Genomic DNA, 24162 nt, shown 5'->3' with positions numbered 1-24162 from the left:
GATTGTTAGGTTAGGTGAGGCTTACCTAAAGTGGGAGCTCCCATGAGCTCTGGAAGGACACCCATACCCATGCGCGACACGATGCGCCGCCTGGCCGCAGCCGGAACACTTCTGCTGGGGCTCGGCCTGGTCGGCGCGTGCGGCGCCGACGGCGGTGGCGGGCAGACCGCCGCGAGCACCCCCACCGCGCCCGCGGCCCAGGCCGGCTCCGGATTTCCGGTCACCATCACGCACAAGCTCGGCACCACCACGATCGAATCCGCGCCCCGGCGTATCGTCGCCCTCGGTGAGATCGACCAGGACACCCTGCTCGCCCTGGGCGTGCAGCCGGTCGGCATGGCGGAGCTGACCGGCATCCAGCCCGACGGTCTCACCCCCTGGACCGCTCCCAGGCTCACCGGCGCCAAGCCGGAACTGCTGAAGGCCGGCGAGGCCGGCTTCTCGCTGGAGAAGATCGCCGCCCTCAGGCCCGACCTGATCCTGGCGGGCGGCGACTACTACGTCGACAAGGAGTACGCCGGCCTCTCCCAGCTCGCGCCGACCACCGCCTACGAGACCGGCCCGGCCGAGGACTCCTGGCAGACGGTGGCCCGCCAGGTCGCCAAGGCCGTCGGCAAGGCCGACGAGGGGGAGAAGCTCGTCGCCGACGTCGAGGCGAAGATCGCCTCGGTGAAGACCGACCACCCCGGGCTCGCCGGCAAGAAGTACGCCCTGACCAGCGTCTTCCCCTCCGGCAACATCGGCGTCATGAAGTCCGACGCCGACATCAGCGTCAAGCTCTTCGACCAGTTCGGGATGGTGCTGCCCGAGGAGCTCAAGGCCCTCCCCGGCGAGGGCTTCGCGGCCGAGCTGAGCATGGAGAAGGTCAAGGTCCTCGACGTCGACGTGCTGCTCAGCCACTACAACGACGACGCCGCCACCCAGAAGAAGATCGAGGCCAACGCGCTGTTCTCCGGCCTGGACGTGGTCAAGCGGGGCTCGTACGTGCCGCTGGACCTCAAGGCGTTCTGGCCGCTGCGCACGCCGACGCCGCTGGCGATCCCCTACGTGGTCGACCAGCTCGTGCCCCAGGTCGCCAAGGCCGCCGAGGCCGCCGGCTCCTCCTGAGGCCCCTCCCTTCCGGCCCGCTCCGGAAACGGCCCGCTCCGGGACGGCCCGCTCCGGAAACGGCCCGCTCCGGAAGCGATCCGCTCCGGAGCGGGCCGTCCCGGGGGCGGCCCCGGAAGGGCCGTCCGGTCCCACGCACCTTCACCTCCCCCGCCGCCGCCCGGCCACGGGGGACCGTTCCTCAGCACGTGAGAGGCGAACATGTCGAGCCCGGTCTATGACGTCGTGGGCATCGGTTTCGGTCCTTCCAACCTGGCGCTCGCGGTGGCGCTGGAGGAGGAGTACGGCTCCGGCGTGAACGCGGTGTTCTTCGAGAGGCAACCGAGGTTCGGCTGGCACCGCAACATGCTCCTCGACGGCGCCACCATGCAGGTCCACTTCCTCAAGGACCTGGTCACCCTGCGCAACCCCGCCAGCCACCACTCCTTCCTGTGCTACCTCCAGGAGAAGGGCCGGCTGATCGACTTCATCAACCACAAGACCATGTTCCCCACCCGCCTGGAGTTCCACGACTACCTGGAGTGGGTCGCGGCCTCCTTCGCGCGCCTGGTGCGCTACGACTCCGAGGTCGTGGCGGTGCGCCCGCACGACGACGACACGCTGGAGGTCGTCGTGCAGCGCGGCGACGAGCTGCACACCTGCCTGACCCGCAACCTGGTGATCGCGGTCGGGCTGGACCCGGTGCTGCCCGGCGGCGTGCGCTCCGGCGAGCGGGTCTGGCACACCGAGGAGCTGCTGTCCCGGCTGAAGGGACTCGGCGGGCGCGAGCCCGGACGGTTCGTGGTGGTCGGCGCCGGGCAGAGCGCGGCCGAGACCGTCGAGCACCTGCACCGCACCTACCCCTCCGCGGAGGTCTGCGCCCTCTTCACCCGGTACGGCTACTCGCCCGCCGACGACAGCCCCTTCGCCAACCGCATCTTCGACCCCGAGGCCGTCGACCACTTCTTCGCCGCCCCCGAGGAGGTCAAGCGCATGCTGCTGGCCTACTCCCGCAACACCAACTACTCCGTGGTGGACCTCGACCTCATCGACGAGCTCTACCGGCGCTCCTACGCCGAGAAGGTCGCCGGCGTCGAGCGCCTGCGCATGCTGAACGCCTCCCGCCTGCTCGGCGTGGAGGAGGACGGCGAGGTCGCCCGCGTCCGGATGTGCTTCCTGCCCACCGGCGAGGTGAGCACGATCGAGGCGGACGCGGTCGTGTGCGCCACCGGCTACCGCGAGCGCAACCCGCTCGACCTGCTCGGCGAGGCGCGCGAGCACTGCCTCACCGGCGAGGCGGGCGAGCTGCTGGTGGAGCGCGACTACCGGATCGCCGTCGATCCCCGCAAGAGCTGGGGCGTCTACCTTCAGGGCGCCACCGAGGACACCCACGGCATCGCCTCGTCCCTGCTGTCCATGACGGCCGTGCGCACCGGCGAGATCGTGCGCTCGATCGTCCGGCGCTCGGCGCAGGTTCCGCAGGGCGCCGAGCCGTGACGCGGCCCTCGCGGGCCCCGCTCGGGAGAGGTCTCCGGGGCCCGGTGGCGGCCGACGCCGTCCTGGCGCGCCGGCTCTGGGCGCAGGCCGCGGAGCTCACCGCGTATCGCCCAGGGGCGGTGGCGAGGTCGGGAACGGCCGCCGGTCGCGGCCCTGGACCCGCATGCGCCGTCCACGCCGGGTTCCCCGCCGCCCACCCGGGCACGGCGTGTCGCAGAGCCTCCCATGTCACCTGGGTGTACCCCGGTGATGCACCGCTCCAACCGAGTGACTAAGGTTACCCTAAGCTTATTTTCAGGTGGTTCTCAGCTTTCGTGGAGTGACGGTGCTCGCCAGCTATCTCATCGGATTACGCGAAGGCCTGGAGGCGACCCTCGTCGTCTCCGTGCTCGTCGCCCTGCTGGTCAAGAGCGACCGGCGGGACCGGCTGCCCCTGGTGTGGGCCGGGGTCGGCGCCGCCGTCGCCCTGTCGGTCGCGTTCGGCGCGCTGCTCACCTTCACCGTCGCCCACCTGGAGTACAGCCGGCAGGAGCTGTTCGAGGCGATCACCTCGCTGCTCGCCGCCGCGTTCGTCACCTGGATGATCTTCTGGATGCGCCGCGCCGCCCGTACCCTCTCCGGCGAGCTGCGCGCCAGGCTCGGCGAGGCCCTGGAGGTCGGCGCGACCGCGGTGGTGGTCGTGTCCTTCCTCGCCGTGGCGCGCGAGGGCCTGGAGACCGCGCTGCTGTTCTTCGCCTCCGCGCAGGGCGCCGCCACCACGGCCGTCCCGCTGGCCGGGATCAGCCTGGGCCTGCTCACCGCGGTCGTGCTGGGCTGGGGTATCTACCGCAGCGCGATGCGCATCAACCTGACCAGGTTCTTCACCTGGACCGGCCTGCTGCTGATCCTGGTCGCCGCCGGCATCCTCAAGTACGGCGTGCACGACCTGCAGGAGGCCGGCGTCCTGCCCGGCCTGACCGACCAGGCCTTCGACATCAGCGGCGTGCTTCCCGCCGACTCCTGGTACGGCACGCTGCTGGCCGGGATGTTCAACATCACCCCGCAGCCGAGCGTGCTGGAGACGGTGGCGTGGGCCGCCTACGCGCTGCCCACGCTCGTGCTCTTCCTGTGGCCGCGGCGAAGCCGCCCGGTCCCCCTCTCCAGGACCTCCGTGACCGACCCGCAACACGCGGGATGACCTTCCCGAACAGGACGACCATGCGTACCTCCCTCTCCATCGCCGCAGGCGCGCTCGCGCTCGCCACCCTCACCGCCTGCGCCTCCGGCCCCGCGCCGGCCACCGGCGCCGGGGCCGCCCCCGCGGCGAGCGGACCGGCCGCGGGCGGTCCCGTCGCGGTCGCCGCCAACGACACCGAGTGCAAGGTCGCGGTCACCGAGGTCCCCGCCGGGACCTCGACGTTCGCCGTCACCAACGGCGGCACCAAGGTGACCGAGTTCTACGTCTACGCGGCCGGTGACCGGGTCATGGGCGAGGTCGAGAACATCGTGCCCGGCCTGACCCGCGAGGTGATCGTCGAGCTGCCCGCCGGCACGTACCAGACCGCCTGCAAGCCCGGCATGATCGGCAAGGGCGTCCGCGGGCCGCTCAAGGTGACCGGCGAGCACAAGCCGCTCAGCGACGACGCCGAGCTCGCGGCGGCCACCGCGGGCTACAAGCGCTACATCAGGTCGCAGAGCGAGACCCTGCTGACCAAGACGCAGGAGTTCGTGGACGCGGTCAAGGCGGGCGACGTCAAGAAGGCGAAGGCGCTCTTCCCGGTCTCGCGCACCTACTGGGAGCGGATCGAGCCGGTCGCGGAGATCTTCGGCGACCTCGACCCGGCCATCGACGCCCGCGAGAACGACGTGGCCGAGGGCGAGAAGTGGACCGGCTTCCACCGCATCGAGAAGGACCTGTGGGTCGGCGGGGACATCGGCGAGGACGGGCCGATCGCCGACAAGCTGATGACCGACATCACGACGATCGTGGAGAAGGCCAACGCCGCCGAGCTCTCGCCGGTGCTGCTGGCCAACGGGGCCAAGGGCCTGCTCGACGAGGTCGCCTCCGGGAAGATCACCGGCGAGGAGGACCGCTACTCCCACACCGACCTGTGGGACTTCGACGCCAACCTGCAGGGGTCCAAGGCGGCGGTGCAGGCGCTCCGCCCGGTCCTGGAGCAGCGCGCCCCCGAGCTGGTCACGACGCTGGACGAGAAGTTCGCCGCGGCCGAGGCCGCGCTCGGCGAGCACCGCGAGGGCGACGGCTGGAAGCTGCACACTGAGCTGTCCAAGGACGACCTCAAGAAGCTCTCGGACGCGATCAACGCGCTCTCCGAGCCGATCAGCAAGATCGCCGCGGTCGTGGCGAAGTAGTGGCGGATCACGCCGGCGGGGAACGGGTCACGGTGACGGCAGGCAGGTCGCGGTGACGGCGGACGGCGGGTCACTCCGGGGACCCGAGAAGGGAGAGGCGCGATGAGCGGGCGGATCAGCCGCAGGGGACTGCTGGGGATGGGTGCCGCGGGGGCGGCGGCCGCCGGCGCCGGCGTGCTCGTGGCGCGCGGCACCGGAGGCGGCGCAGGGGACGGGCGAGAGCCGGCCCCCGCCGCGCGCCTCGCCTCCGCCGCCGACCCGGTCGGCTTCTACGGCGAGCACCAGGCCGGCATCGTCACCCCGGCCCAGGACAGGCTGCACTTCGTCTCGTTCGACGTGGTCACCGAGAAGAGGGCCGAACTGGTCGATCTGCTCCAGGAGTGGACCGCCGCCGCGGCCCGGATGACGCGGGGGGAGGAGGCCGGCGTGTTCGGCGCGGTCGGCGGGGAGCGCGAGGCACCGCCGGACGACACCGGCGAGGCGCTCGGCCTGCCGGCCTCCGGCCTGACGCTGACCGCCGGCTTCGGCGGTTCGCTGTTCGACGACCGTTTCGGGCTGGCCGCGCGCCGGCCGGCCGCGCTGGCCGACCTGCCGCACCTGCCCGGGGACGCGCTGCTGAAGGAGATCTCCGGCGGCGACCTGTGCGTGCAGGCGTGCGCGCACGACCCGCAGGTCGCGGTGCACGCCATCCGCAACCTGGCGCGCATCGGTTTCGGCCGCGTCTCGGTCCGCTGGACCCAGCTCGGCTTCGGCCGTACGTCCTCGACGTCGCGCTCCCAGGCGACGGCGCGCAACCTGATGGGGTTCAAGGACGGCACCGCCAACCTCAAGCTGGAGGACGTGGCGCTGCTGAGGGATCACCTCTGGGTGGCGCCGGGCGACGGCCAGGACTGGATGACCGGCGGCAGCTACCTGGTCACCCGCAAGATCCGGATGCTGATCGAGACGTGGGACCGCGCCCCGCTGGCCGAGCAGGAGCAGATCTTCGGCCGCGACAAGGGCGAGGGTGCCCCGCTGGGCCGCAAGGCCGAGTTCGACGAGATGGACTTCACCCTCAGGGGCCCCGACGGGCAGGCGCTCGTCAAGGACGACGCGCACGTACGGCTCGCCCACCCCTCCCACAACGGGGGAGCGCGGCTGCTGCGCCGCGGCTACAACTACGTCGACGGCTCCGACGGGCTGGGCCGCCTGGACGCGGGACTGTTCTTCATGGCCTACCAGCGCGACCCGCACCGGCAGTTCGTCACCGTGCAGCGCTCCCTGGCCGGGGCCGACTCGCTCAACGAGTACATCAGGCACGTCTCCAGCGCCCTGTTCGCCTGCCCGCCGGGCGTCCGTGACGCGGGCGACTTCTGGGGCCGCGCCCTGTTCGCCTGACCCGTCACACGACCGGGCCGAGCCTGTCGGCGCCGATCGGGTGAAACGGGACGAGTGTTCTCTCAGCGCCTTTCAGGGTGACGGCACTGCCGGCCATCCCCTTCGCGGGCGCGCGACACGCGCCTTCGTGGAAGCCCTGTTCGCGCTGCTCAGCAGATGGAACCGTCCAAAATCCTGAAAAGCATCAGGGCGTGATTTTCGCTGTTATGGTCATCCAATTCATATGATCATGGACCGCTTGCAGCGGCGGTCCGGCGACATTCAAGGGGGCGGAAGATGACTCATCCGCATTCGACCGGGTCACTCTTCGTGAGAAAACACGCACTATCACTCTTCGTGAGAAAACGCGCACTCGCGGTCGTCATGGCCGCGACCGGCGTCATCGCGCTCTGCGGCGGCGGCACGGCCACCGCCTCGGCGGCGAGCGTCACGATCGAACCGGCCGCCGACACGACCTACTCGCAGGTGACCCAGGACGGCGACGGCAGCGCCAGGACGACCCTGGCCACCTGCCCGCGCTCCTGCGAGGGGAACTCCTCCGGCGAGCGGCAGGCGGTCGTCGGGTTCGACGTCACCGGCCTTCCCGCGGGCGCGAGGGGCGTGACGGCCCGCCTGGAGCTGTACTCCTGGAACCCGTTCACGCAGACCACGACCACCGCGTACGAGGCCGGCGGGGCCTCCGGCGCCGGCACCTGGGGAGGCCGGCCCACGCTCGGCGCCGCGCTCGACGCCAACACGGCGGTCACCAAGGGGTACAACGCCTGGGACGTCTCCTCGGCCGTCACCGGCAACGGCACGGTCACCTTCGCCGTGCGCCAGTCGAGCCGGACCACCCGCACGTACTGGGCGTCCGCCGACAACGCCAACGCGGCGATCCGGCCGCGCCTGGTGGTGTCGTACGGCACCGGCGCGACGCCCGGTCCCACCCCGACGGCGACCCCCACGGTCAAGCCCACGGCGACCCCCACGGTCAAGCCCACGGTCACCCCCACGGCGACCCCCACGAACCCGCCCGGCTGGCGGCTCGTGTGGGCGGACGAGTTCAACGGCACCGCGATCGACACCAAGAAGTGGAACACCAGGGACAGTTCCGTGGACTACGACCGCGCCTGCATCACCAGCAGGCCGCAGAACCAGTTCGTGCGCGACGGCAAGCTGATCATGCGGGTGCTCAAGGAGGACCGTACGTGCGCCGGCACGACCCGTCACTACACGACCGGCTACCTCGACACCATGCGGGGCAAGGGATCCTTCACCTACGGCCGGTTCGAGATCCGCGCGAAGTCCCCGAACGGGCCGGGCAACTCCAAGGGCCTGTGGCCCGCGTTCTGGATGAGGCCCGACGACGGGGGCAACGGCGAGATCGACGTCACCGAGCTCCCCGGCGGCCCGCAGTACTACCGGGCCTCGACGGCGGCGATCTTCCGTGACTACACGCCCACCAAGAACGACTTCCGCCACACGTTCCCGAGCGGCTACCCCGGCGACGGCTTCCACACCTACACCACCGAGTGGGAGCCGGGCGTGATCCGCTGGTACGTCGACGGCAGGGAGATCTGGCGCCGCGAGGGCAACTCGCCCACCTGGCTCAAGGACACCCTGGGCGGGGACCTGAACTACAGGCGGACGTTCAACCTGCGGATGAACTTCCAGGTCGGCGGATGGCTGGGCGACCCGGACGCCACGACCACCTTCCCGGCCGACTTCCAGGTCGAGTACGTGCGGGTCTGGCAGCGCTAGCACACACGGGTGTGCCGTCCTCGCGTACGACGGGCCCGTCCCGGCCGCCGCGGCCACGCGCCGCGGCGGCCAGGACCCGCGGGGACGGCACGGGGACGGCGCGGGGACGGCGGGCGCGCTCCGGGTCCTCCCGCCCGCCGTCCCCGCGGTCACGTGAGACCGCGCACGGCCGGGACGCCGCCGGTCAGGGGGCGTCCTTGCCCACGTAGGCGCGCAGGTGCCGGGCGGTGAGCGAGTCCCCCCGCGCGACGAGTTCGGCGGGGGTGCCGGTGAAGACCACCCGGCCCCCGTCCTGACCGGCCCCCGGTCCCATGTCGACGATCCAGTCCGCGTGCGCCATCACGGCCTGGTGGTGCTCGATGACGACGACCGTGTTGCCGTCGTCGACGAGCCGGTCGAGCAGGGCCAGGAGCTGGTCCACGTCCGCCAGGTGCAGCCCGGTGGTGGGCTCGTCCAGCACGTACGTCGCGGCCTTCTCCGCCATCCGGATGGCCAGCTTGAGCCGCTGCCGCTCGCCCCCGGACAGGGTGGTCAGCGGCTGGCCCAGGCCGAGATAGCCCAGGCCCACGTCGGAGAGCCGGTCCAGGACGGCCCGCGCCGCGCCGGAACCGGCGCCCGCCCCGGCACCCGGCCCGAAGAAGTCGCGCGCCTCGGTCACCGACATGGCCAGCACCTCGCTGATGTCCTTGCCGCGCAGCTTGTGGGTGAGCACCTCGGGGGTGAACCTCCGCCCCTCGCACTGCTCGCACACCGACGCCACCCCGGCCATCATCGCCAGGTCGGTGTAGACCAGGCCGATGCCCTTGCAGTTCGGGCAGGCCCCCTCGGAGTTCGCGCTGAACAGGGCCGCCCGCACCCCGTTGGCCTTGGCGAAGGCGGTGCGGATCGGGTCCAGCAGCCCGGTGTAGGTGGCCGGGTTGCTGCGCCGGGAGCCGCGGATCGGGCTCTGGTCGACCACGGCCACGTCCTCGGAGCGGGGGAGCGAGCCGTGGATCAGCGAGCTCTTGCCCGAGCCCGCGACGCCGGTGACCACGGTCAGCACGCCGAGCGGGATGTCGACGTCCACGTCCCTGAGGTTGTGCAGGGCGGCGCCCCTGACCTCCAGCACGCCGGAGGGCCGGCGCGCCCGCTCGCGCAGCCGGGCGCGGTGGTCCAGGTGGCGGCCGGTGAGGGAGCCCGAGCGCCGCAGCCCGGCCACGTCGCCGGTGTAGCAGATCCGCCCCCCGGCCGTGCCCGCGCCCGGGCCCAGGTCGACCACGTGGTCGGCGATCTCGATCGTCTCGGGCTTGTGCTCGACGACCAGGACCGTGTTGCCCTTGTCGCGCAGGCGCAGCAGCAGGCCGTTCATCCGCTCGATGTCGTGCGGGTGCAGTCCCACCGTGGGCTCGTCGAAGACGTAGGTGGCGTCGGTCAGGCTGGAGCCGAGGTGGCGGACCATCTTCACCCGCTGGGCCTCGCCGCCGGACAGGGTGGCGGACTCGCGGTCCAGGCTCAGGTAGCCCAGCCCGATCTCCACCAGCGAGTCCAGCGTGTTGCGCAGGGTGGCGATCAGCGGTCCCACCGACGCGTCCTCGACGCCCGCGACGAAGGCGGCCAGGTCGCTGATCTGCATGGCCGAGCACTCGGCGATGTCACGGCCGCCGATCTTCGACGACAGCGCGGCGGGGTTGAGCCGGGTGCCGCCGCACGCGCGGCAGCCGGTGAAGGTCACCGCCCGGTCCACGAACGCCCGGATGTGCGGCTGCAGCGACTCGCGGTCCTTGCCGAGGTAGGTCCGCCGGATCTTGACCAGGAGTCCCTCGTAGCTGGTGTTCGTCGTCCCGATCTTGATCTTGGTGGCGGGTTTGTTCAGCAGGTCCTCCCACTGCTCGGAGGTGTAGTCCCTGAGTTTGACGTCGGGGTCGAAGAACCCGGACAGGGCCGTGTTCTGCCAGTACCAGGAGCCCACGGTGAAGTTGGGGGCCATGATCGCCCCCTCGTTGAGCGAGCGGTCGACGTCGAGGAAGGCGGTGACGTCGATGTCCGACACCCGGCCCAGCCCCTCGCACTCCGGGCACATGCCCTCGGCGCTGTTGAAGCTGAACGCGCTGGAGGTACCGACGTGCGGGACGCCGATCCGGCTGAAGACGATCCGCAGCATGGTCTGCGCGTCGGTCGCGGTGCCGACCGTGGAGCGGGAGTTGGCGCCCATCCGCTCCTGGTCGACGACGATCGCGGCGCTGAGGTTGCGCAGGGAGTCGACGTCGGGCCTGCCCAGGCTCGGCATGAACGACTGGATGAAGGCCGTGTAGGTCTCGTTGATCAGACGCTGCGACTCGGCGGCGATCGTCCCGAAGACCAGCGAGGACTTCCCCGACCCGGAGACGCCGGTGAAGACGGTGAGGCGGCGCTTGGGGATGTCCAGGGAGACGTCGGCGAGGTTGTTCTCCCTGGCGCCGCGGACCTCGATCACGTCGTGGGCGTCCGCGGCGCGGGCCCGCCACCGGGCCCGGCCGCCGGACACCGGCCGGCCGGACGGGAATGCGAACCTTCTCATTGATATCCTTATGCTGTAAGGAGATGGCTCGGACAAGTTAGTTTATGTCGTAAGGAGTTGCAAGTGGTGGTCTTCGCCGGCCAGGGGGACGCGGGCCGCTCCATGGCCCTGCTCTGGCGCACCACCGGCCCCCCGCAGGTGCGTCCCGGCCCCAAACCGGCGCTGAGCGTGGACCTGATCGTGGCGGCCGGCATCGCCGTCGCCGACGCCGAGGGCATGGCCGCCCTGTCCATGCGCGCGGTGGGCGAACGGCTCGGGCGCACCGCCATGGCCCTCTACACCTACGTCCCGAGCAAGAGCGAGCTGGTCGACCTCATGTACGACCGCGCGCTGGCCGAGCTGCCCACCGGCTACGACACCGCGGCGGGCTGGCGGGCGGCCGTGACCGCCTGGGCCGGGGACGTCCGGGAGTTCTACCTGCGCCACCCGTGGATGCTCCAGGTCTCCCAGGCGCGGCCGGTGCTCGGCCCCAACGAGTACGTCATGCTGGAGACGGTGCTGCGCGCGCTGCGCGAGACCGGACTGCCGGCCGGTGTGCTGCGCCGCGTCGTCGGGGCGCTGACGCACTTCGTGCGCGGGGCGGCGCAGACGATCGCCGAGACCCGGCGGGCCCCGGCCGAGACCGGGATGTCCGACGACGAGTGGTGGTACGCCCGCTCGGCCCTGCTCCAGGAGGTCGCCCCCGACTTCGCCGAGCGCTTCCCCGTCCTGACCTGGATGGAGGGCGAGGGCGCCTACCGTTCCGAGGACGAGAGCGTCCCCTACCTGGAGCAGGAGGCGAGGGAGACCTTCGTGTCCGGGCTGGAGGTGTTCCTCGACGGCGTCGAGGCGGCCGTGCGCCGCGACGACGCCGGACGGGCCGCGCGGGGAGCCTCCGGCGGGGGCTCCTGAAAAGCCCGCACCGGGAGTGCCCCGGCCGCCTAACCGGCCCCTCGCAGGGCAGTAACGGTGACATGAAAAAGTTCTTCAAGGTCGTGGTGGCACGCTGGCTGGCCCGTACGCCGTTCGGCCTGGCCGTCCTGGGAGTGGGCTGGCTGCTGGGCAGGCGCAAGCAGCGCGCCCAGGTCGAGCAGGGGCGGGGCGGGCGGCGGGCCTACGGCTCGCAGAAGACCAGGCCCGTCGCCCGTTCGCGCCGCCGCCGCTGAGAACCGGCCGCCTTCACGCGGGTCGGGCCCGGGAAACCGGGTCCGGCGGAGAGAAGGCCGGGCTCCCGTCGTCTCCGGTGTCGATCCGCCCGCCGGTCGTTCGTGTAGGAGGTGAGACGCCGGCACGAGGCCGGGGGACTCCGAAGCGGAGAGACGATGAGCAACGTCGTGATCGTCAACAGCGTCTCGCTGGACGGTGTGACACAGGCGCCAGGCCGGGCCGACGAGGATCCGCGCGGCGGCTTCGAGCACGGCGGGTGGGCCGGGCCCTACAGCGACGCGGTCGCGGGCCGGGTGATGGGCGAGGGCATGAGCCGGACGCGGGCGCTGCTGCTCGGGCGGAGGACCTACGAGGACTTCCACTCCTTCTGGCCCGGGCAGCGGGACAACCCGTTCACCGGCGTGCTCGCCGCCACGCCCAAGTACGTCGCGTCCAGGACGCTGCGGGAGCCGCTGCCCTGGGCGAACTCCGTCCTGATGGCCGGTGACGCCGGGGACGAGGTGGCCCGCCTCAGGAAGGGGCCCGGGGGCGACCTGGTGGTGCTCGGCAGCGGGGAGCTGGTCCGGTCGCTGGCGCGGCGCGGCCTCGTCGACCGGTACATCCTGCTGATCCACCCGTTGCTGCTGGGAACCGGACGGCGCCTGTTCGCCGAGGACGGGGTCTTCGGCGCCCTGCGGCTCGCCGGCTCCGTGACCACGACCACCGGCGTGGTGATCGCGACCTACGAACCGTCGGGGCCGGGAGCGGACGTGCCCGGTCCGGCCTGACGTTCCCGGTCCGTCACGGGGTGAACCGCTGCTCGAAGCCCGCGGGACAGCGCCTCGCCCCACGTGTCCACCGGACTCGGACGCGGACTCGGCGGGCAGGTGATCGACGACCGCGGCCGGCAGGGCGTCGAGGCCGGGAACGTGCCGGTACGGGGACATCGCCGCGACGCCGAGCCGGGAGCCGGGACGGCACCGGCCGACGCGATACGGACGATCATGGCCGTATCCTGGACGGAACCGGTCAGGCGGTCGGGGACAGCAGGGTCCGGGTGGGCCGGTGCGGGGGGACGGCGCGGCCGTCGGGCAGGAGTTCGCCGGTGTCGTCGAACAGGACGACGCCGTTGCAGAGCAGGGTCCACCCCTGCTCGGGGTGGGAGGAGACCGGGCGCGCGGCCTCGCGGTCGGACGCGTATCCGGAGGGGCAGTGCGGTTCGTGCTGACACATGGCAGACCTCGATCGGTCGGCTCGGATCACGGCTGCTCGCCGTCGAACGCTCTCAGTATCGCCCTGGGACCGCGCGACGGTCCTCGTACAAATACCCCTAACGTCGTCCCGCGCCGGGGTAAGGGTTCCGGGTGGGGGAATAGGGGGGCACGTCCGCTCCACGGACGAGCTCACCGGCTCCACGGGCGGGGGCACCGGTTTTGCGGGCGGGGTCACCGGCTGCGTGGGCGGGTTCGCCGGCCGGAGGCGGTGTGAAGCGTCGTGAGCGCGTACCGGATCGGTGACGAGCCGCACGCGGCGGTCCTGGCCGCCGTCCCGGGTGACGCCGCCGCGCCGGCGGAGCTGGTGCGCGGCCGGTACACCGGTGCGCGGGGGGTGCGCGACGTCCGCGACCTGGCGGCCCTGCTGGCGGAGTCGCTGCCGGTCCATCGGCTGCTTCCCCTGTTCGGGCACCCGCCGTCCGGGCCGGACATGTGGGCCGAGCTGATCGCCTGCCTGACGCAGGAACTGGTGGTACGCGGCGGCGCGGCGGCGCGGCGGCGCGGTGACGGTATGGTCGGGGCCCGGATCGGGGCCCGGCGATGACGAGTGGAGAGCGTGCGATGACGGACAAGGCGATCGCGGACTTCTGGTTCGACCCCTCCTGCCCCTACACCTGGCTCACCTCCCGGTGGCTGCTGGAGGTGGAGAAGGTCCGCCCCGTCGAGGTGCGCTGGCACCTGATGAGCCTCTCGGTGCTCAACGAGGGACGCGACGACGATCCCGAGGGGGACACCGAGGGGTACCTGTGGGTGCCGGTGCGCGTCTGCGCCGCCGTGCTGGAACGGTACGGGCAGGAGGCGCTCGCGCGGTTCTACACCGCGATGTGGACGGCCGGGCGCGAGCGCGGGCAGGAGTGGCCCGAGTCCCTGCACGACGCGCTGACCGCCGCCGGGCTGCCGCTCGAACTGGCCGAGGCCGGCGCGTTGACCGTCCACGACGAGGCGATACGCGCCTCGCACGCGGAGGGTATCGGCCTGATCGGCGACCACGTGGGCACCCCCGTGGTCGCCGCCACCGGCACGGGCGGGGAGCGCGCCGTGTTCTTCGGCCCGGTGATCTCGCAGGTTCCCACGGGGGAGGGGGCCGGCCGCCTGTGGGACGGGACGCTGCTGGTGTCCGGCACACCCGGTTTTCACGAGCTCAAGGGGCAGCCGCACGCCGCCCCCCGGCTCGACCCTCCGTCGCCCGCCGGTCCTGCGTGACGGTGACGGTCGTGTGGTGTGGTCGTGACCGGGGTGGGGCCCGGGCCCCGACCACGGGGGCTCAGCTCATGCCCGGGACGGCCTCGTGTCCGAGGCGGGCGAGGAAGTCGCCGAAGCCGTCCGGTGCCCGTGGGTCGTGGCGTGCCGAGGTCGTCACGGTCACCCCGGTGGTGCGCAACACCCGCCTGCCGGCCGACTCCAGGGCGCCGACCAGGGCGTGGTCCTCTCCGGTCGGCAGCGGCCTGAACCCGCCGACCGCCAGGTAGGCGGCGGCGGTGACGCCCAGGTTGGCGCCGTGCACGTGCGAGTGCCACCGGGAGGCGCCGTGCGCCCGCATGCCGTCCCCGTCGGCGGGGACGTCGGCGGGGGCGCCGATGCCGCGGGCGTAGTGCTCGGCGTAGGCGGCCCGGTACGGCGCCGGACGGCCCGCCCAGTCGGTGACCGTGACGGTGCCGACGACGGCCTCCCATCCCCGGGAGGCGTGCTCGAGCTGGCGGCTGAGCCAGCAGGGCGGGACCAGGGTGTCGGCGTCGGTGGTGGCGATCCACACGGTCGAGGGATCCAGGGCGCGGGTCCGGTGCAGGAGCACCTCCGCGCCCGTCCGGCGCGCGTGCCCGACGCCGGTCATGCTGCCCTCGACGACGATCGCCCCGGCCCGGGCGGCGAGGGACGCCGTACGGTCACCGCACCTGTCGGCGACGACGACCAGGTGGACCGGTATCCGGGGAAGCATGCGCGCCGCCAGCTTCACCGCGGCCAGGCACGAGGGCAGCAGCGCCTCCTCGTCGCGGGCGGGCACCACCACCCCGACCGCCCGGATCACACGAGTCCTTCGGCCTGCGCCACCGAGGGGGCGGCGGGGCCGCGCAGGTAGACCTCGGCGAGGAAGTCCGGTTCGCGGTGCTCGACGAGCCGGGTCAGCTCGCCGCGTTCGGCGAGGCCGCCGAGGGCGCGGTGCACCTCGTCGCCGTCTCGCGGGTACTCGGCGACCGGATGCCTCCAGTGCACCGCCAGCAGGGTGCCGCCGGGGCTCAGCGTGCCGAGCGTCAGGTCGAGCGCCCGGCCGAGGTCCGCGCCGCCGAAGTAGTAGAGCACCTCGGAGAGCACGACGAGGTCGAACCCTCCCTCGTCCCGGGGCCAGTCTCCGGGCAGCGTACGCCGCTGCACCCGCGTCCCCGGGTGATCGGCGGTCCGTCCGGCCGCCGCCGCGACCGCGTCGGGGGACACGTCGCAGGCCAGCAGGCGGTCGCAGCGCGAGGCGAGCAGGCTGGTGAACACCCCGATGGAACAGCCGGCCTCGAAGGCGTTGCGGTAACGGCGCGCGGGCAGCATCGCGGAGCTGACGGCGTACTTGCGCTGTTCGTACCAGCGGGAGGTGAACCCCCACGGGTCCGGCGAGGCGGCGTACATGCGCTCGAAGTACTCCGGGCCGAGGGTGGGCGGGTGGTCCGTCAACGGAAGAGCACCTCGTGGTCGCGGGTGAAGTGGGCGACGATGCCGGGCGGGAGCACGGCGTCCAGGCCGTCCCCGCGGGGTTCGAGCTGGCTGGTGAAGCGGTCGATGGCGGCACGCTTGGCGGCCCGCGCCCCCGGGGGCAGCGGGACCCGCGCGGCCCGGTCCCACGGCAGCCGCGCGTCGCCGGGACGGGCCCAGTGCCAGGCCCAGATCGGGTAGAACAGGGGGCGGAGACCGGCCGCCGCCGCGGCCCGGCCGGCGGCCTCGTGGTCGGAGTGCGCGTCGGCCTCCCAGGGGGCCAGGCAGACCTCGAACCCGGCGCACGCCTCCTTCAACGCCCCGGCGAGCTCGTCCTCGCGGTCCGCGAGCCCGGTGTCGGGCAGGCCCAGCCGTACGATCTCGACGGCTTCGGCGCCCAGCACCCGCAGCGCGGACCGGGTCTCGCCCGCCCGCCGTGCCACCAGCCCCGGCACGTCGGCGATGCCGGGATGGGACGCCTCGCCGTCGGTGACGGCGACCAGGCGGAGCCGTACCCCCGCGGCGGCGAGCAGGGACAGCAGGCCGCCCACGCCCAGCACCTCGTCGTCGGGGTGGGCGGCGATCACGGCCACGCTGCGCCAGCCGTCGTGGGCCAGCACCGGGAGGGCGCCGAGCCCCGGCCAGGAACGCCACTCGGCCTCCCCGGTGCCGGGCGCGTCGATGAGGTCGGTCTCCGGGCTCACCAGGCGGTCCCCTGCTCGGCGACGAGCGCGCCCAGCGTGGCGAGGTCGCGTTCGGCGTGGTGCTGGCGCAGGTAGACCGTCAGGTCGGCGACCCTGCGCCCGTGCGCGCCGTCGTGGGCGAGGGGCCCGGCGCCCAGGGCCCTGCCCACCCGGCCCATGACCTCGGTGGCCACCGCCTCCACCAGCGTCTTGAGGCGCAGCGAGCGCTGCCTCCCGGCCTTCTTGAGGTCGTGCGGATCGGCGTCGATCTCGTCGGCCGCCCGCTCCAGGGCGGACCTGGCCGCCCGCAGGGCCACGTCGACCGCGCCGAGGTGGGCCAGGGCGTGCGGCCCCACGTCCCGCTCGCCGGCGGCGGTCAGCAGCGTCTCGGCGATCCCCCTGGCACCCCCGTACCAGCACGCGGCGACGCCGGCGCCCCCGTGGTGGAAACCGGGGCGTCCGACGTACCCGTCCACCGGCCCCACGGGTTCGGCGGGGATCGCGTCGAAGTGGACGTCCAGGGTGTCGCTGGCCGCCATCCCGGTCGCGGGCCAGCTGTCGGTCACCGGCCGCAGGTCCCTGGTGCCGACGGCGAACAGGCGGGGACCGTCCGGCGTCTCGGCGGTCACCAGGGCGTGGGTGCAGACCCGCGCCCCCGAGCAGTACCGCTTGGTCCCGTGCAGCCGCCACCCGGCGCCCTCGGAAAGCGCCGACAGGGGCGGGCCGGGGGGCTGCGCCGCCCACACCCCCCACCGGCTCCCGTGCGCCGGGGCGGGGCCGTCCAGTTCGGAGATGATCGCCAGGGCGTCGGCGTGCCCCTCGCACAACCGCGCCAGCGACAGGTCGTGCCGGGCCAGCGCGCCGAGCGCCTCCCAGCGCTGCCCGGTCCGTCCCGCGCCGGGCAGGGGAAGATCCAGCCGCCCCGACTCGACCTCGGCGACGAACCTCCCGGCGATCTCCTCGCGCGGTCCGTTCCCGTACGGTCCGTTCCCGTACGGGCCGGTCCCGTACGCTTCGGTACCGGCCGAGGCGCTGCCGTTCACGGTGGTGCCGTCCGGTCCGGTGCCGTCCCGGCCGGCGTGACGCGTGCCGGTTCCGGACGCGTCGATCTTCCCCCGAAGTTCCCCGTTCATGGTTGGGGAGCTACCCCGTGGAGAGCATTCCTATCATTCTTCTCAACTAGTACTATTTCGGGCATCGTTTGTCGATCTACCGTGCGGGGGCCCGGAGCGGAGGCGGATCCGGTAGTGTTGCGCCGTCCGAACGGACCTACCGAGGAGGTGAGACCCATTACCGCTGCATCAGGTCGGGTGCTCCCTTCTCGCATCCGCGCGGTCCATCCGGCATAGGTGACCGAGGGAGCCCCGTCGGGCTTCCCGAAAGGTTCTCCATGTCGGCTCTTCCCTCGTTCCTGTCCCTGCCCGTCGTCGTCTCCAGGCTCCGTGCCGCCGGCTGTGTCTTCGCCGAGGAGGAGGCGGGGCTGCTCCTGTCCACCGCGCGCACGCCCGCCGAACTCGCCGAGATGGTGGAGCGACGGGTCACCGGCCTTCCGCTGGAACACGTCCTCGGCTGGGCGGAGTTCTGCGGCACGCGGTTCCTGGTCGATCCCGGGGTGTTCGTGCCACGCCGGCGTACCGAGTTCCTGGTGCACCGGGCCGCCTGCCTGGCCGTCCCGGACCGCCCGCCCGGCCGGCCGTGGGTGATCGTCGACCTGTGCTGCGGTTCCGGCGCGGTGGGTGCCGCGCTGGCCGCGGCCCTGGGCGAGGCCGAGCTGTACGCCGTGGACATCGACCCCGCCGCCGTGCGGTGCGCCCGCCGCAACGTGGGCGCCGGCGGCCGGGTCTACGAGGGTGATCTCTACGAGCCCCTGCCCGCGTCGTTGCGGGGCCGCGTCGATCTCCTGGTGGCGAACGCGCCCTACGTTCCCACCGAGGCGATCGGATCGCTGCCCGTGGAGGCCCGGGTGCACGAGCCGCTGGTGGCACTCGACGGCGGCGAGGACGGTGTCGAGGTCCAGCGGAGGGTGACCGCCGGGGCGCCGCTCTGGCTGGCGCCGGACGGTCACCTGCTGGTGGAGACGAGCGAGCGGCAGGCTCCGCGGACCGTGGCGGCCTTCGCCCGCAACGGGCTGGAGCCGAGCGTGGCCCGTTCCGAGGAACTGGACGCCACCGTCGTCATCGGTTCCGCACCCGCACCCCGGCGGGGGCGGGGCGGCTGATCGTCACCGGTGCCGGCGCGGGTGCGAGGGGCCCGTGCTCACCGGTCGTTGCGGATGCGGCGGCCGGTGATCTCGGTGGCGGAGATCCTGACGTAGAGCGTCCGTTCGCCACCGGCCCAGGGCTGCACGCCGGTGGCCTGCGCGGCGGCCAGTTCCTCGGGGGTGGACAGGTGGTGCACCCCGCCGCGTACCAGCACGCTCCACCCCCGGCTGGCGACGGCGTCGAGCTGGTCGACCTCGAACGCGATCTTGAATTCGACGCCCTCGACGCCGGTTCGCAGGCCCGCGTCGAAGGGACCGCCCACGGCGGTGCGGAAGATCACCGTCTCCTCGTGCAGCACGTAGTTGACCGGCAGGATCACCGGCCCGCCCTGGTCGTCGAAGGCCACCCGGCCCACCCCGCCCGCGCTGATCAACCGGAGGCACTCCTCGCGGTCGAGCGTCTCCAGCGCGCCGGGAACGCCCCCGTGCCCGTCGCCGGCCGCAACCTGCTCGCCCATACGCTCCTCCACGATCGCTTCCCTTCACCCTGGCCTCACGAGGGAGAGATCCCCCGGGGGAAACGTTACCGCCGGGCATGACCGGCGGGGCCGAGGGTGGGCCGGTCCCCGCCGCGCGCCCGACGCCGGGCGGGGACGGCACACGCGCGATCGTGATCTCGTACGAGGTGGGGCACGGCGCCGCCGGGTGCCAGACTTCCCCGTATGACGAAGCCGGAAAAGGGGCCGCGTTCCCTGATCCCGAACATGCGGCTGGACGAGTTGCTGTCGGAGTTGCAGGGACGCCTGGAGGCGGTGCTGGCCACCCGGGACCGGGTGCACGCGCTGCTGGAGGCGGTCGTCTCGGTGGGCAGCGACCTCGACCTCGAGGTCGTGCTGCGCCGGATCGTGGAGACCGCGACCACCCTGGTGGACGCCACCTACGGCGCGCTGGGCGTGGTGGGGCAGGAGAGCACGCTGGTGCAGTTCGTCCCGGTGGGGCTGGACGAGGAGGAGATCGCCCGCATCGAGCACTGGCCGCACGGGCTGGGCCTGCTGGGACTGCTGATCAAGGAACCGCAGACCCTGCGGCTGGCGCACATCACCGACCACCCGGCCTCCTACGGGTTCCCGCCCGGCCACCCGCCCATGGGGTCCTTCCTCGGGGTGCCGATCCGGGTGCGCGACGAGGTGTTCGGCAACCTGTACCTCACCGAGAAGCGCGGTGGCGGGGAGTTCGACGAGGAGGACGAGGCGATCGTGTCCGCGCTGGCCGGCGCGGCGGGCGTGGCCATCGAGAACGCGCGGCTGTACGAGGAGACCCGGCGGCGGGAGATGTGGCTGCAGGCCTCGGCCGAGGTCACCACGGCCCTGCTGTCGGGGGCCGAACCGCGGCAGGTGCTGACACTGGTCGCGACACGGGCACGGGAGCTGGCCGGAGCCGACATCACGATGATCATGCTTCCCGACAGCGGCCGGAAGGTCCTGCGGGTGGTGATCGCCGACGGCCTCGACGTCGAGGAGGTCGGCGGGGCCGAGGTGAGCGTGGAGGGCTCCCTGGCGGGGCGGGCCCTGCGGAGCGGTGACCCCCTCATGGTCAGCGTCCTGCCGGAGGCGGGCCTGCCGAAGGAGCTGGCCGACCACCTGTCGGTGGGGCCGGTGGCCGCGGTGCCGCTGGGGGCGGCCGGGGCGGTGCGCGGGGTGCTGACGCTGGGCAAACGCCCGGGCCGCATCCCGTTCAACCACACCGAGCTGCGCACCCTGCACTCCTTCGCCGGGCAGGCGGCGATCGCGCTGGAGCTGGCCGAGGCCCGCCAGGACGCCGAGCGGCTGGGCCTGCTGGAGGATCGCGACCGGATCGCCAAGGACCTGCACGACGTGGTCATCCAGCGCCTGTTCGCCGTGGCCATGACGCTGATGAGCATCGTGCGCTTCGTCGAGCACCCCGAGGCGTCCGACCGTCTCCAGCACGGGATCAACGAGCTGGACGAGACGATCCGCCAGATCCGCTCGACCATCTTCGCCCTGCAGACCCCCCGCCAGGCCGACGATCCGAGCCTGCGCGCGCGGATCGTGGAGCTGGTCGAGGGCGCGCGCGGGCACCTGGGCTTCATGCCGGGCCTGCGGATGGAGGGACAGCTCGACAACAGGGTCCCCGCGCCGATCGCCGAGCACCTGCTGGCCGTGCTGCGCGAGGCGCTGTCCAACATCGTGCGCCACGCCAGGGCGGGCCGGGCCGACGTCTTCACCGAGGCCACCGCCGACACTCTCACCCTCATCGTCACCGACGACGGGGTCGGCCTGCCCGGCGAGGGCAGGCGCAGCGGCCTGCGCAACATGCACGACCGGGCCCTCGCGCTGGGAGGCTCCTTCGAGGCGGGCCCGTCCGCGACCGGCGGAACCCGGCTGACCTGGCACGTACCGCTGGACTGAGAACGCGGGGACCTCCCCGGGCTTCCCGGCGGGGCCGCGGCCGTCAGCCGCGCCGTCCCGCCCGCCCGGGAGGAACGGCACCGTCCGGCGAGGTCCGGCCGTCGGACCTGGGCACGCCGGCACCGGGGTCGGGGTCGGTGCCGGTGCCGGAGGTGGCGGCGGCCGAGGCGATCATGTGGCACGCGCCGCGGCCGTCGGCGCGCAGGACGATCCGGCCGGACCGGACGAGGATCGCCGACTCGGTCCCCTCGCCGACGGCGGGCAGACCGGCCGCCGCGGCGATCGCGCCCCGCTCGTCGAAGACCACCCGCAGGTGCGGCCAGGCCGGTCGCGGGAAGGCCTGGCGCAGGCAGCCGCACAGGTCGGCGACGGCCAGCCGGGCCAGCGGCGCCAGCTCGTCGGAGCCACCGGTGACCGGCACGACGGTGATCGCGGTCCCCGGCGGCGCGGCCCGTACGGCCTCCTCGGCGGCCTCCAGCCGGTGCAGGCCGAGGATCGCCGTCACGCCGTCGCCGGTGAGCGAGGCGGGCTCGCCGCGTACCGCGTCCGTCGCCTCGGGCGGTGACCAGGGCTCGTCGGCCGGTCGCGCCCGGGTGTTCCACGGGGTGGGGATCCGGCGGTCGTCGAGGGAGAGCTCCGTCAGGTGCTCGCAGGCGCTGACGATGTTGAACGGCTCGGTGAAGCCGGGCGCGGCGGCGGCCATCAGGCTCGCCCCGTGCAGGGTGGTGAGCGCGGCCTCGGCCATCCACACCAGGCGGTCGTCGGACGGCGCGGGCGGGCGCAGCCGCTCCAGGGCCAGTCCGAGCAGGATCGCGTCGAGTCTCATCAGCTGCGCGAACGGCAGCCGGAGCCGCTCGTCGGCGAGGATCTCGGGCATCAGCTCCATGCCGAGCCGGGCCAGACCGCGGTGCCCGTCGGTGGTGAGGGGGAGCCGGGCCAGCCAGGCGCGGGCCAGTGCGCCGAGGGCCTCGCGGGGGGTGAGCCCCGGCTCCTGGTGCGGCGGCTCGGGGGCACGCTCGGCCAGGTCGGCCAGGACCGTGAAGTACAGGGCCCGCTTGCCGGAGAAGTTGGAGTAGACCGCGCCCCGGGTGAGCTCGGCGCGCTCGGCGATGCCGTCGATCTTGGCGTCCCTGAAGCCGCGCTCGGCGAACTCCTCCCTGGCCGCGGCCAGCACCCTGGCGCGGTTGTGCTCCTGCGACTGCGCCCTGCTGAGCCGGCCCATCGTCCTCCCGTCCCTCGTTGCCGCCGATGACGAACCAAGATACCGTGACCACTCAGATGATGAGATCATATGATCAGAACATTCGAAATCGGGAGAGCACATGACCGCCGCCGACCGGCACCTGGACGACACCTCCGCGAGCACCGAGACCTCAGGAATCCCGTCGGCCCCGGAGCCCCTGGACGTCCCGGAGCCCTCGGACGTCCCGGAGACCCCGGAGATCCCGGAGATCGCCCTCACCGATCCGGAGGTGATGCGCGACCCCTTCGCCGTCTACGGGCGGGCGCGGGAGCGGTCCCCGCTGGCGAGGCTGTCGGCGCCGGGCTTCGGCCCCATGCTGGCCGTCACCCGCCACGAGGACGCCAAGGCGCTGCTGGGCGACCCGCGGTTCGAGATCACCGCCGGCAGCTTCATGCGGCCCGACGTCCCCGAGGACTGCGTTCCGTACATGCGGACCATGAGCGAGATGGACGGGACCGAGCACGCCCGGCTGCGCAGGCTGGTCTCGCCCGCGTTCAGCGCGCGCCGCGCAGCGCGGTTCCGTCCGAGGATCGAGCCGCTCGTCGCCCGCCTGCTCGACGCCCTGCCCGGCCACGCCGAGAACGGCACGGTCGACCTGCTGCCGCACTTCGCCAGGCCGCTGGCGATGGACGTGATCTGCGAACTGGTGGGCATCCCCCAGTCCGACCGCATGCGCTGGCGTGAGTACGGCCTCACCGTGGCGTCGGTCATGGGGCCGGAGTTCACCGCGGCCGTCCCCGGGATCATCGAGGGCGCCAGGGCGGCGGTCGCCCGCCGGCGCGAGGAGCCCGGCGACGACCTGCTCTCCGATCTGATCCGCGCCCAGGCCGAGGACGGCGACCGGCTCGACGACGTCGAGCTCGTCACCCTGGTCTGGCATCTCGTCCTGGCCGGGCAGACCCCCGCCAACCTCATCGCCAACGCGGTGGAGTTCCTGCTCTCCCACCCCGAGCAGCTCGTCGTGCTCCGCGAGGACCCCTCCCTGATGCCCCGCGCCGTCGAGGAGCTGACCCGCTGGTGCGGCCCGGTGCTGCTGTCGATCCCCCGCTACGCCACCGAGGACGTCGAGCTCTTCGGCGTGCCGGTGCGCAAGGGCGAGCCCGTCACCGCCGTCGTCGCCGCCGCCAACCGCGACCCGCGCGCGTTCGACGGCCCCGACCGGTTCGACCTCACCAGGCCCGCCGGGTCGCCGGGGCACCTCGGGTTCGCCCACGGCGCGCACTTCTGCCTGGGGGCCTCGCTGGCCCGGGTGCAGACCGACGTCGCGATCACGGAGCTGCTGCGCCGCTTCCCGGACCTGGCGTTCGTCCGGCCGGAGGAGGGGGCCGGTCGTGCCCTCGACCCGGGCACCTGGCGCCTGGTCTCGCTTCCCGTGGCCCTCTGACACCGCCGCGAGGAGACGCTTGCCACGGCACGGCACGGCACGGTGACCGCGACGCCCTGCCCAGGTGCACGTTCCGCGGCAAGGGCGACAGGCGGTCGCACGGCTGATCGCGGGCCCGGCCGGCGTCCCGCCCCGAGGGGAAGGCGAGGAACGGGACCCGCTCGCCGGGGTCGTGCCCCGCGAGCGGCGCAGGAGGTCCGCCTGAGGTGATCGGCGTGACCGTGGGCGGTCACCCGACGAAGGTCATGTCATGTCACGGCATGGGCGGAGGCGTCCGCGCCTGATCGGGAGCGGAGCCCGGTCCGCGTGGGGGGTCGGTCGGTCACCTGATAAACCGGAGGATGCCCCGGCCTTCAGGCCGGGGAGGAATCCGGGGATGTGTGGCCGGCCACGATGCGGAGGTGCCGACGCGCCTCCGTTCCGCCTTCGTGATCCGGCCGTGAGGTACTCGTCGGAGCGCCGCCTCCTGAGACCTCGTTACCCATTACGTTCGTCGCGCCGATACCTGTCAAGACTTTAAGCACACTTATTTCATCCGGCGCACTCGGTCGTTCGGAGCA

Annotated in this window: 22 protein-coding genes; 14 read left to right on the top strand and 8 right to left on the bottom strand. The window is 73.0% G+C overall.

What is annotated here, in order from left to right:
* Positions 1-69: 69 nt before the first annotated feature.
* The 6 genes from ACLQ2R_RS26330 to ACLQ2R_RS26305 all read left to right on the top strand — a co-directional run bounded on the left by ACLQ2R_RS26330 (position 70) and on the right by ACLQ2R_RS26305 (position 8052).
* Entirely contained in the window at positions 70-1107 is a 1038-nt protein-coding gene (locus ACLQ2R_RS26330; RefSeq protein WP_425963283.1) for an iron-siderophore ABC transporter substrate-binding protein, read from the top strand.
* 201 nt (positions 1108-1308) lie between these two features.
* Positions 1309-2583 carry a lysine N(6)-hydroxylase/L-ornithine N(5)-oxygenase family protein gene (locus ACLQ2R_RS26325; RefSeq protein ID WP_425963281.1) on the top strand — a complete coding sequence of 425 codons (1275 nt, stop codon included), beginning with the start codon at positions 1309-1311 and terminating at the stop codon, positions 2581-2583.
* 325 nt (positions 2584-2908) lie between these two features.
* A complete protein-coding gene (efeU, locus tag ACLQ2R_RS26320; protein WP_425963280.1) occupies positions 2909-3760 on the top strand; it encodes an iron uptake transporter permease EfeU in 852 nt (283 codons plus the stop codon).
* Positions 3761-3780: 20 nt separating this feature from the next.
* On the top strand, positions 3781-4935 hold the full coding sequence (efeO, locus tag ACLQ2R_RS26315) for an iron uptake system protein EfeO (protein WP_425963278.1): 1155 nt from the start codon (positions 3781-3783) through the stop codon (positions 4933-4935).
* A 102-nt stretch (positions 4936-5037) separates the two neighbouring features.
* Positions 5038-6312, top strand: coding sequence for an iron uptake transporter deferrochelatase/peroxidase subunit (gene efeB / locus ACLQ2R_RS26310; RefSeq protein ID WP_425963277.1), 1275 nt, complete (start codon positions 5038-5040; stop codon positions 6310-6312).
* 336 nt (positions 6313-6648) lie between these two features.
* On the top strand, positions 6649-8052 hold the full coding sequence (locus ACLQ2R_RS26305; RefSeq protein WP_425963276.1) for a family 16 glycosylhydrolase: 1404 nt from the start codon (positions 6649-6651) through the stop codon (positions 8050-8052).
* 184 nt (positions 8053-8236) lie between these two features.
* Here ACLQ2R_RS26305 and ACLQ2R_RS26300 read toward each other — a convergent pair whose 3' ends face one another.
* On the bottom strand, positions 8237-10588 hold the full coding sequence (locus ACLQ2R_RS26300) for an ATP-binding cassette domain-containing protein (RefSeq protein ID WP_425963275.1): 2352 nt from the start codon (positions 10586-10588) through the stop codon (positions 8237-8239).
* Between the two features lie 63 nt (positions 10589-10651).
* Between ACLQ2R_RS26300 and ACLQ2R_RS26295 the strand changes: the two genes are divergently transcribed.
* From ACLQ2R_RS26295 to ACLQ2R_RS26285, 3 genes are all read left to right on the top strand, one after another.
* Complete coding sequence (locus ACLQ2R_RS26295) at positions 10652-11479, top strand: TetR/AcrR family transcriptional regulator (RefSeq protein ID WP_425963273.1); 828 nt, start codon at positions 10652-10654, stop codon at positions 11477-11479.
* Between the two features lie 62 nt (positions 11480-11541).
* Positions 11542-11733: a DUF6203 family protein gene (locus ACLQ2R_RS26290; RefSeq protein WP_425963272.1), complete on the top strand. Its 192-nt coding sequence runs from the start codon at positions 11542-11544 to the stop codon at positions 11731-11733.
* Between the two features lie 156 nt (positions 11734-11889).
* Entirely contained in the window at positions 11890-12501 is a 612-nt protein-coding gene (locus tag ACLQ2R_RS26285) for a dihydrofolate reductase family protein (RefSeq protein ID WP_425963271.1), read from the top strand.
* A gap of 241 nt (positions 12502-12742) precedes the next feature.
* On the opposite strand, the gene ACLQ2R_RS26280 is transcribed toward ACLQ2R_RS26285, so the two are convergent.
* Positions 12743-12946, bottom strand: a complete 204-nt coding sequence (locus ACLQ2R_RS26280; RefSeq protein ID WP_425963270.1) for a DUF5999 family protein — start codon at positions 12944-12946, stop codon at positions 12743-12745.
* A 261-nt stretch (positions 12947-13207) separates the two neighbouring features.
* Between ACLQ2R_RS26280 and ACLQ2R_RS26275 the strand changes: the two genes are divergently transcribed.
* Complete coding sequence (locus ACLQ2R_RS26275; protein WP_425963269.1) at positions 13208-13531, top strand: DUF6183 family protein; 324 nt, start codon at positions 13208-13210, stop codon at positions 13529-13531.
* Between the two features lie 17 nt (positions 13532-13548).
* Positions 13549-14190, top strand: a complete 642-nt coding sequence (locus tag ACLQ2R_RS26270) for a disulfide bond formation protein DsbA (RefSeq protein WP_425963268.1) — start codon at positions 13549-13551, stop codon at positions 14188-14190.
* Between the two features lie 61 nt (positions 14191-14251).
* On the opposite strand, the gene ACLQ2R_RS26265 is transcribed toward ACLQ2R_RS26270, so the two are convergent.
* Genes ACLQ2R_RS26265 through ACLQ2R_RS26250 form a run of 4 tightly spaced genes read right to left on the bottom strand, consistent with a single transcriptional unit; the run spans position 14252 to position 17479 of the window.
* Complete coding sequence (locus ACLQ2R_RS26265; RefSeq protein ID WP_425963267.1) at positions 14252-15013, bottom strand: glycosyltransferase; 762 nt, start codon at positions 15011-15013, stop codon at positions 14252-14254.
* Positions 15010-15645 carry an SAM-dependent methyltransferase gene (locus ACLQ2R_RS26260; protein WP_425963266.1) on the bottom strand — a complete coding sequence of 212 codons (636 nt, stop codon included), beginning with the start codon at positions 15643-15645 and terminating at the stop codon, positions 15010-15012. Before ACLQ2R_RS26260 ends, ACLQ2R_RS26265 begins: the two co-directional genes overlap by 4 nt.
* Positions 15642-16367, bottom strand: coding sequence for a PIG-L deacetylase family protein (locus ACLQ2R_RS26255; protein ID WP_425963265.1), 726 nt, complete (start codon positions 16365-16367; stop codon positions 15642-15644). The genes ACLQ2R_RS26260 and ACLQ2R_RS26255 overlap by 4 nt, the downstream gene beginning before the upstream one ends.
* Entirely contained in the window at positions 16364-17479 is a 1116-nt protein-coding gene (locus ACLQ2R_RS26250) for an acyl-CoA dehydrogenase (protein ID WP_425963263.1), read from the bottom strand. The genes ACLQ2R_RS26255 and ACLQ2R_RS26250 overlap by 4 nt, the downstream gene beginning before the upstream one ends.
* Before the next feature lie 257 nt (positions 17480-17736).
* Between ACLQ2R_RS26250 and ACLQ2R_RS26245 the strand changes: the two genes are divergently transcribed.
* Entirely contained in the window at positions 17737-18564 is an 828-nt protein-coding gene (locus tag ACLQ2R_RS26245; protein ID WP_425963262.1) for a putative protein N(5)-glutamine methyltransferase, read from the top strand.
* 38 nt (positions 18565-18602) lie between these two features.
* Here the strand turns inward: ACLQ2R_RS26245 and ACLQ2R_RS26240 are convergent, their stop codons facing one another.
* On the bottom strand, positions 18603-19064 hold the full coding sequence (locus ACLQ2R_RS26240; RefSeq protein ID WP_425963261.1) for a pyridoxamine 5'-phosphate oxidase family protein: 462 nt from the start codon (positions 19062-19064) through the stop codon (positions 18603-18605).
* Between the two features lie 204 nt (positions 19065-19268).
* On the opposite strand from ACLQ2R_RS26240, the gene ACLQ2R_RS26235 reads away from it, so the two are divergent.
* The gene (locus ACLQ2R_RS26235) at positions 19269-20975 is read left to right on the top strand and encodes a GAF domain-containing protein (RefSeq protein ID WP_425963260.1); all 1707 of its coding nucleotides are present in this window, start codon (positions 19269-19271) and stop codon (positions 20973-20975) included.
* Positions 20976-21018: 43 nt separating this feature from the next.
* Here ACLQ2R_RS26235 and ACLQ2R_RS26230 read toward each other — a convergent pair whose 3' ends face one another.
* Complete coding sequence (locus ACLQ2R_RS26230) at positions 21019-22197, bottom strand: TetR/AcrR family transcriptional regulator (RefSeq protein WP_425963258.1); 1179 nt, start codon at positions 22195-22197, stop codon at positions 21019-21021.
* Between the two features lie 100 nt (positions 22198-22297).
* Here ACLQ2R_RS26230 and ACLQ2R_RS26225 point away from each other — a divergent pair, with 100 nt between their 5' ends.
* A complete protein-coding gene (locus tag ACLQ2R_RS26225) occupies positions 22298-23602 on the top strand; it encodes a cytochrome P450 (RefSeq protein WP_425963257.1) in 1305 nt (434 codons plus the stop codon).
* Positions 23603-24162 lie beyond the last annotated feature (560 nt).

Origin of the sequence: Streptosporangium sp. DT93 (genome assembly GCF_049844535.1) — a bacterium.
GTDB lineage: Bacteria > Actinomycetota > Actinomycetes > Streptosporangiales > Streptosporangiaceae > Streptosporangium.
This window is presented reverse-complemented; position numbering and strand designations above follow the sequence as displayed.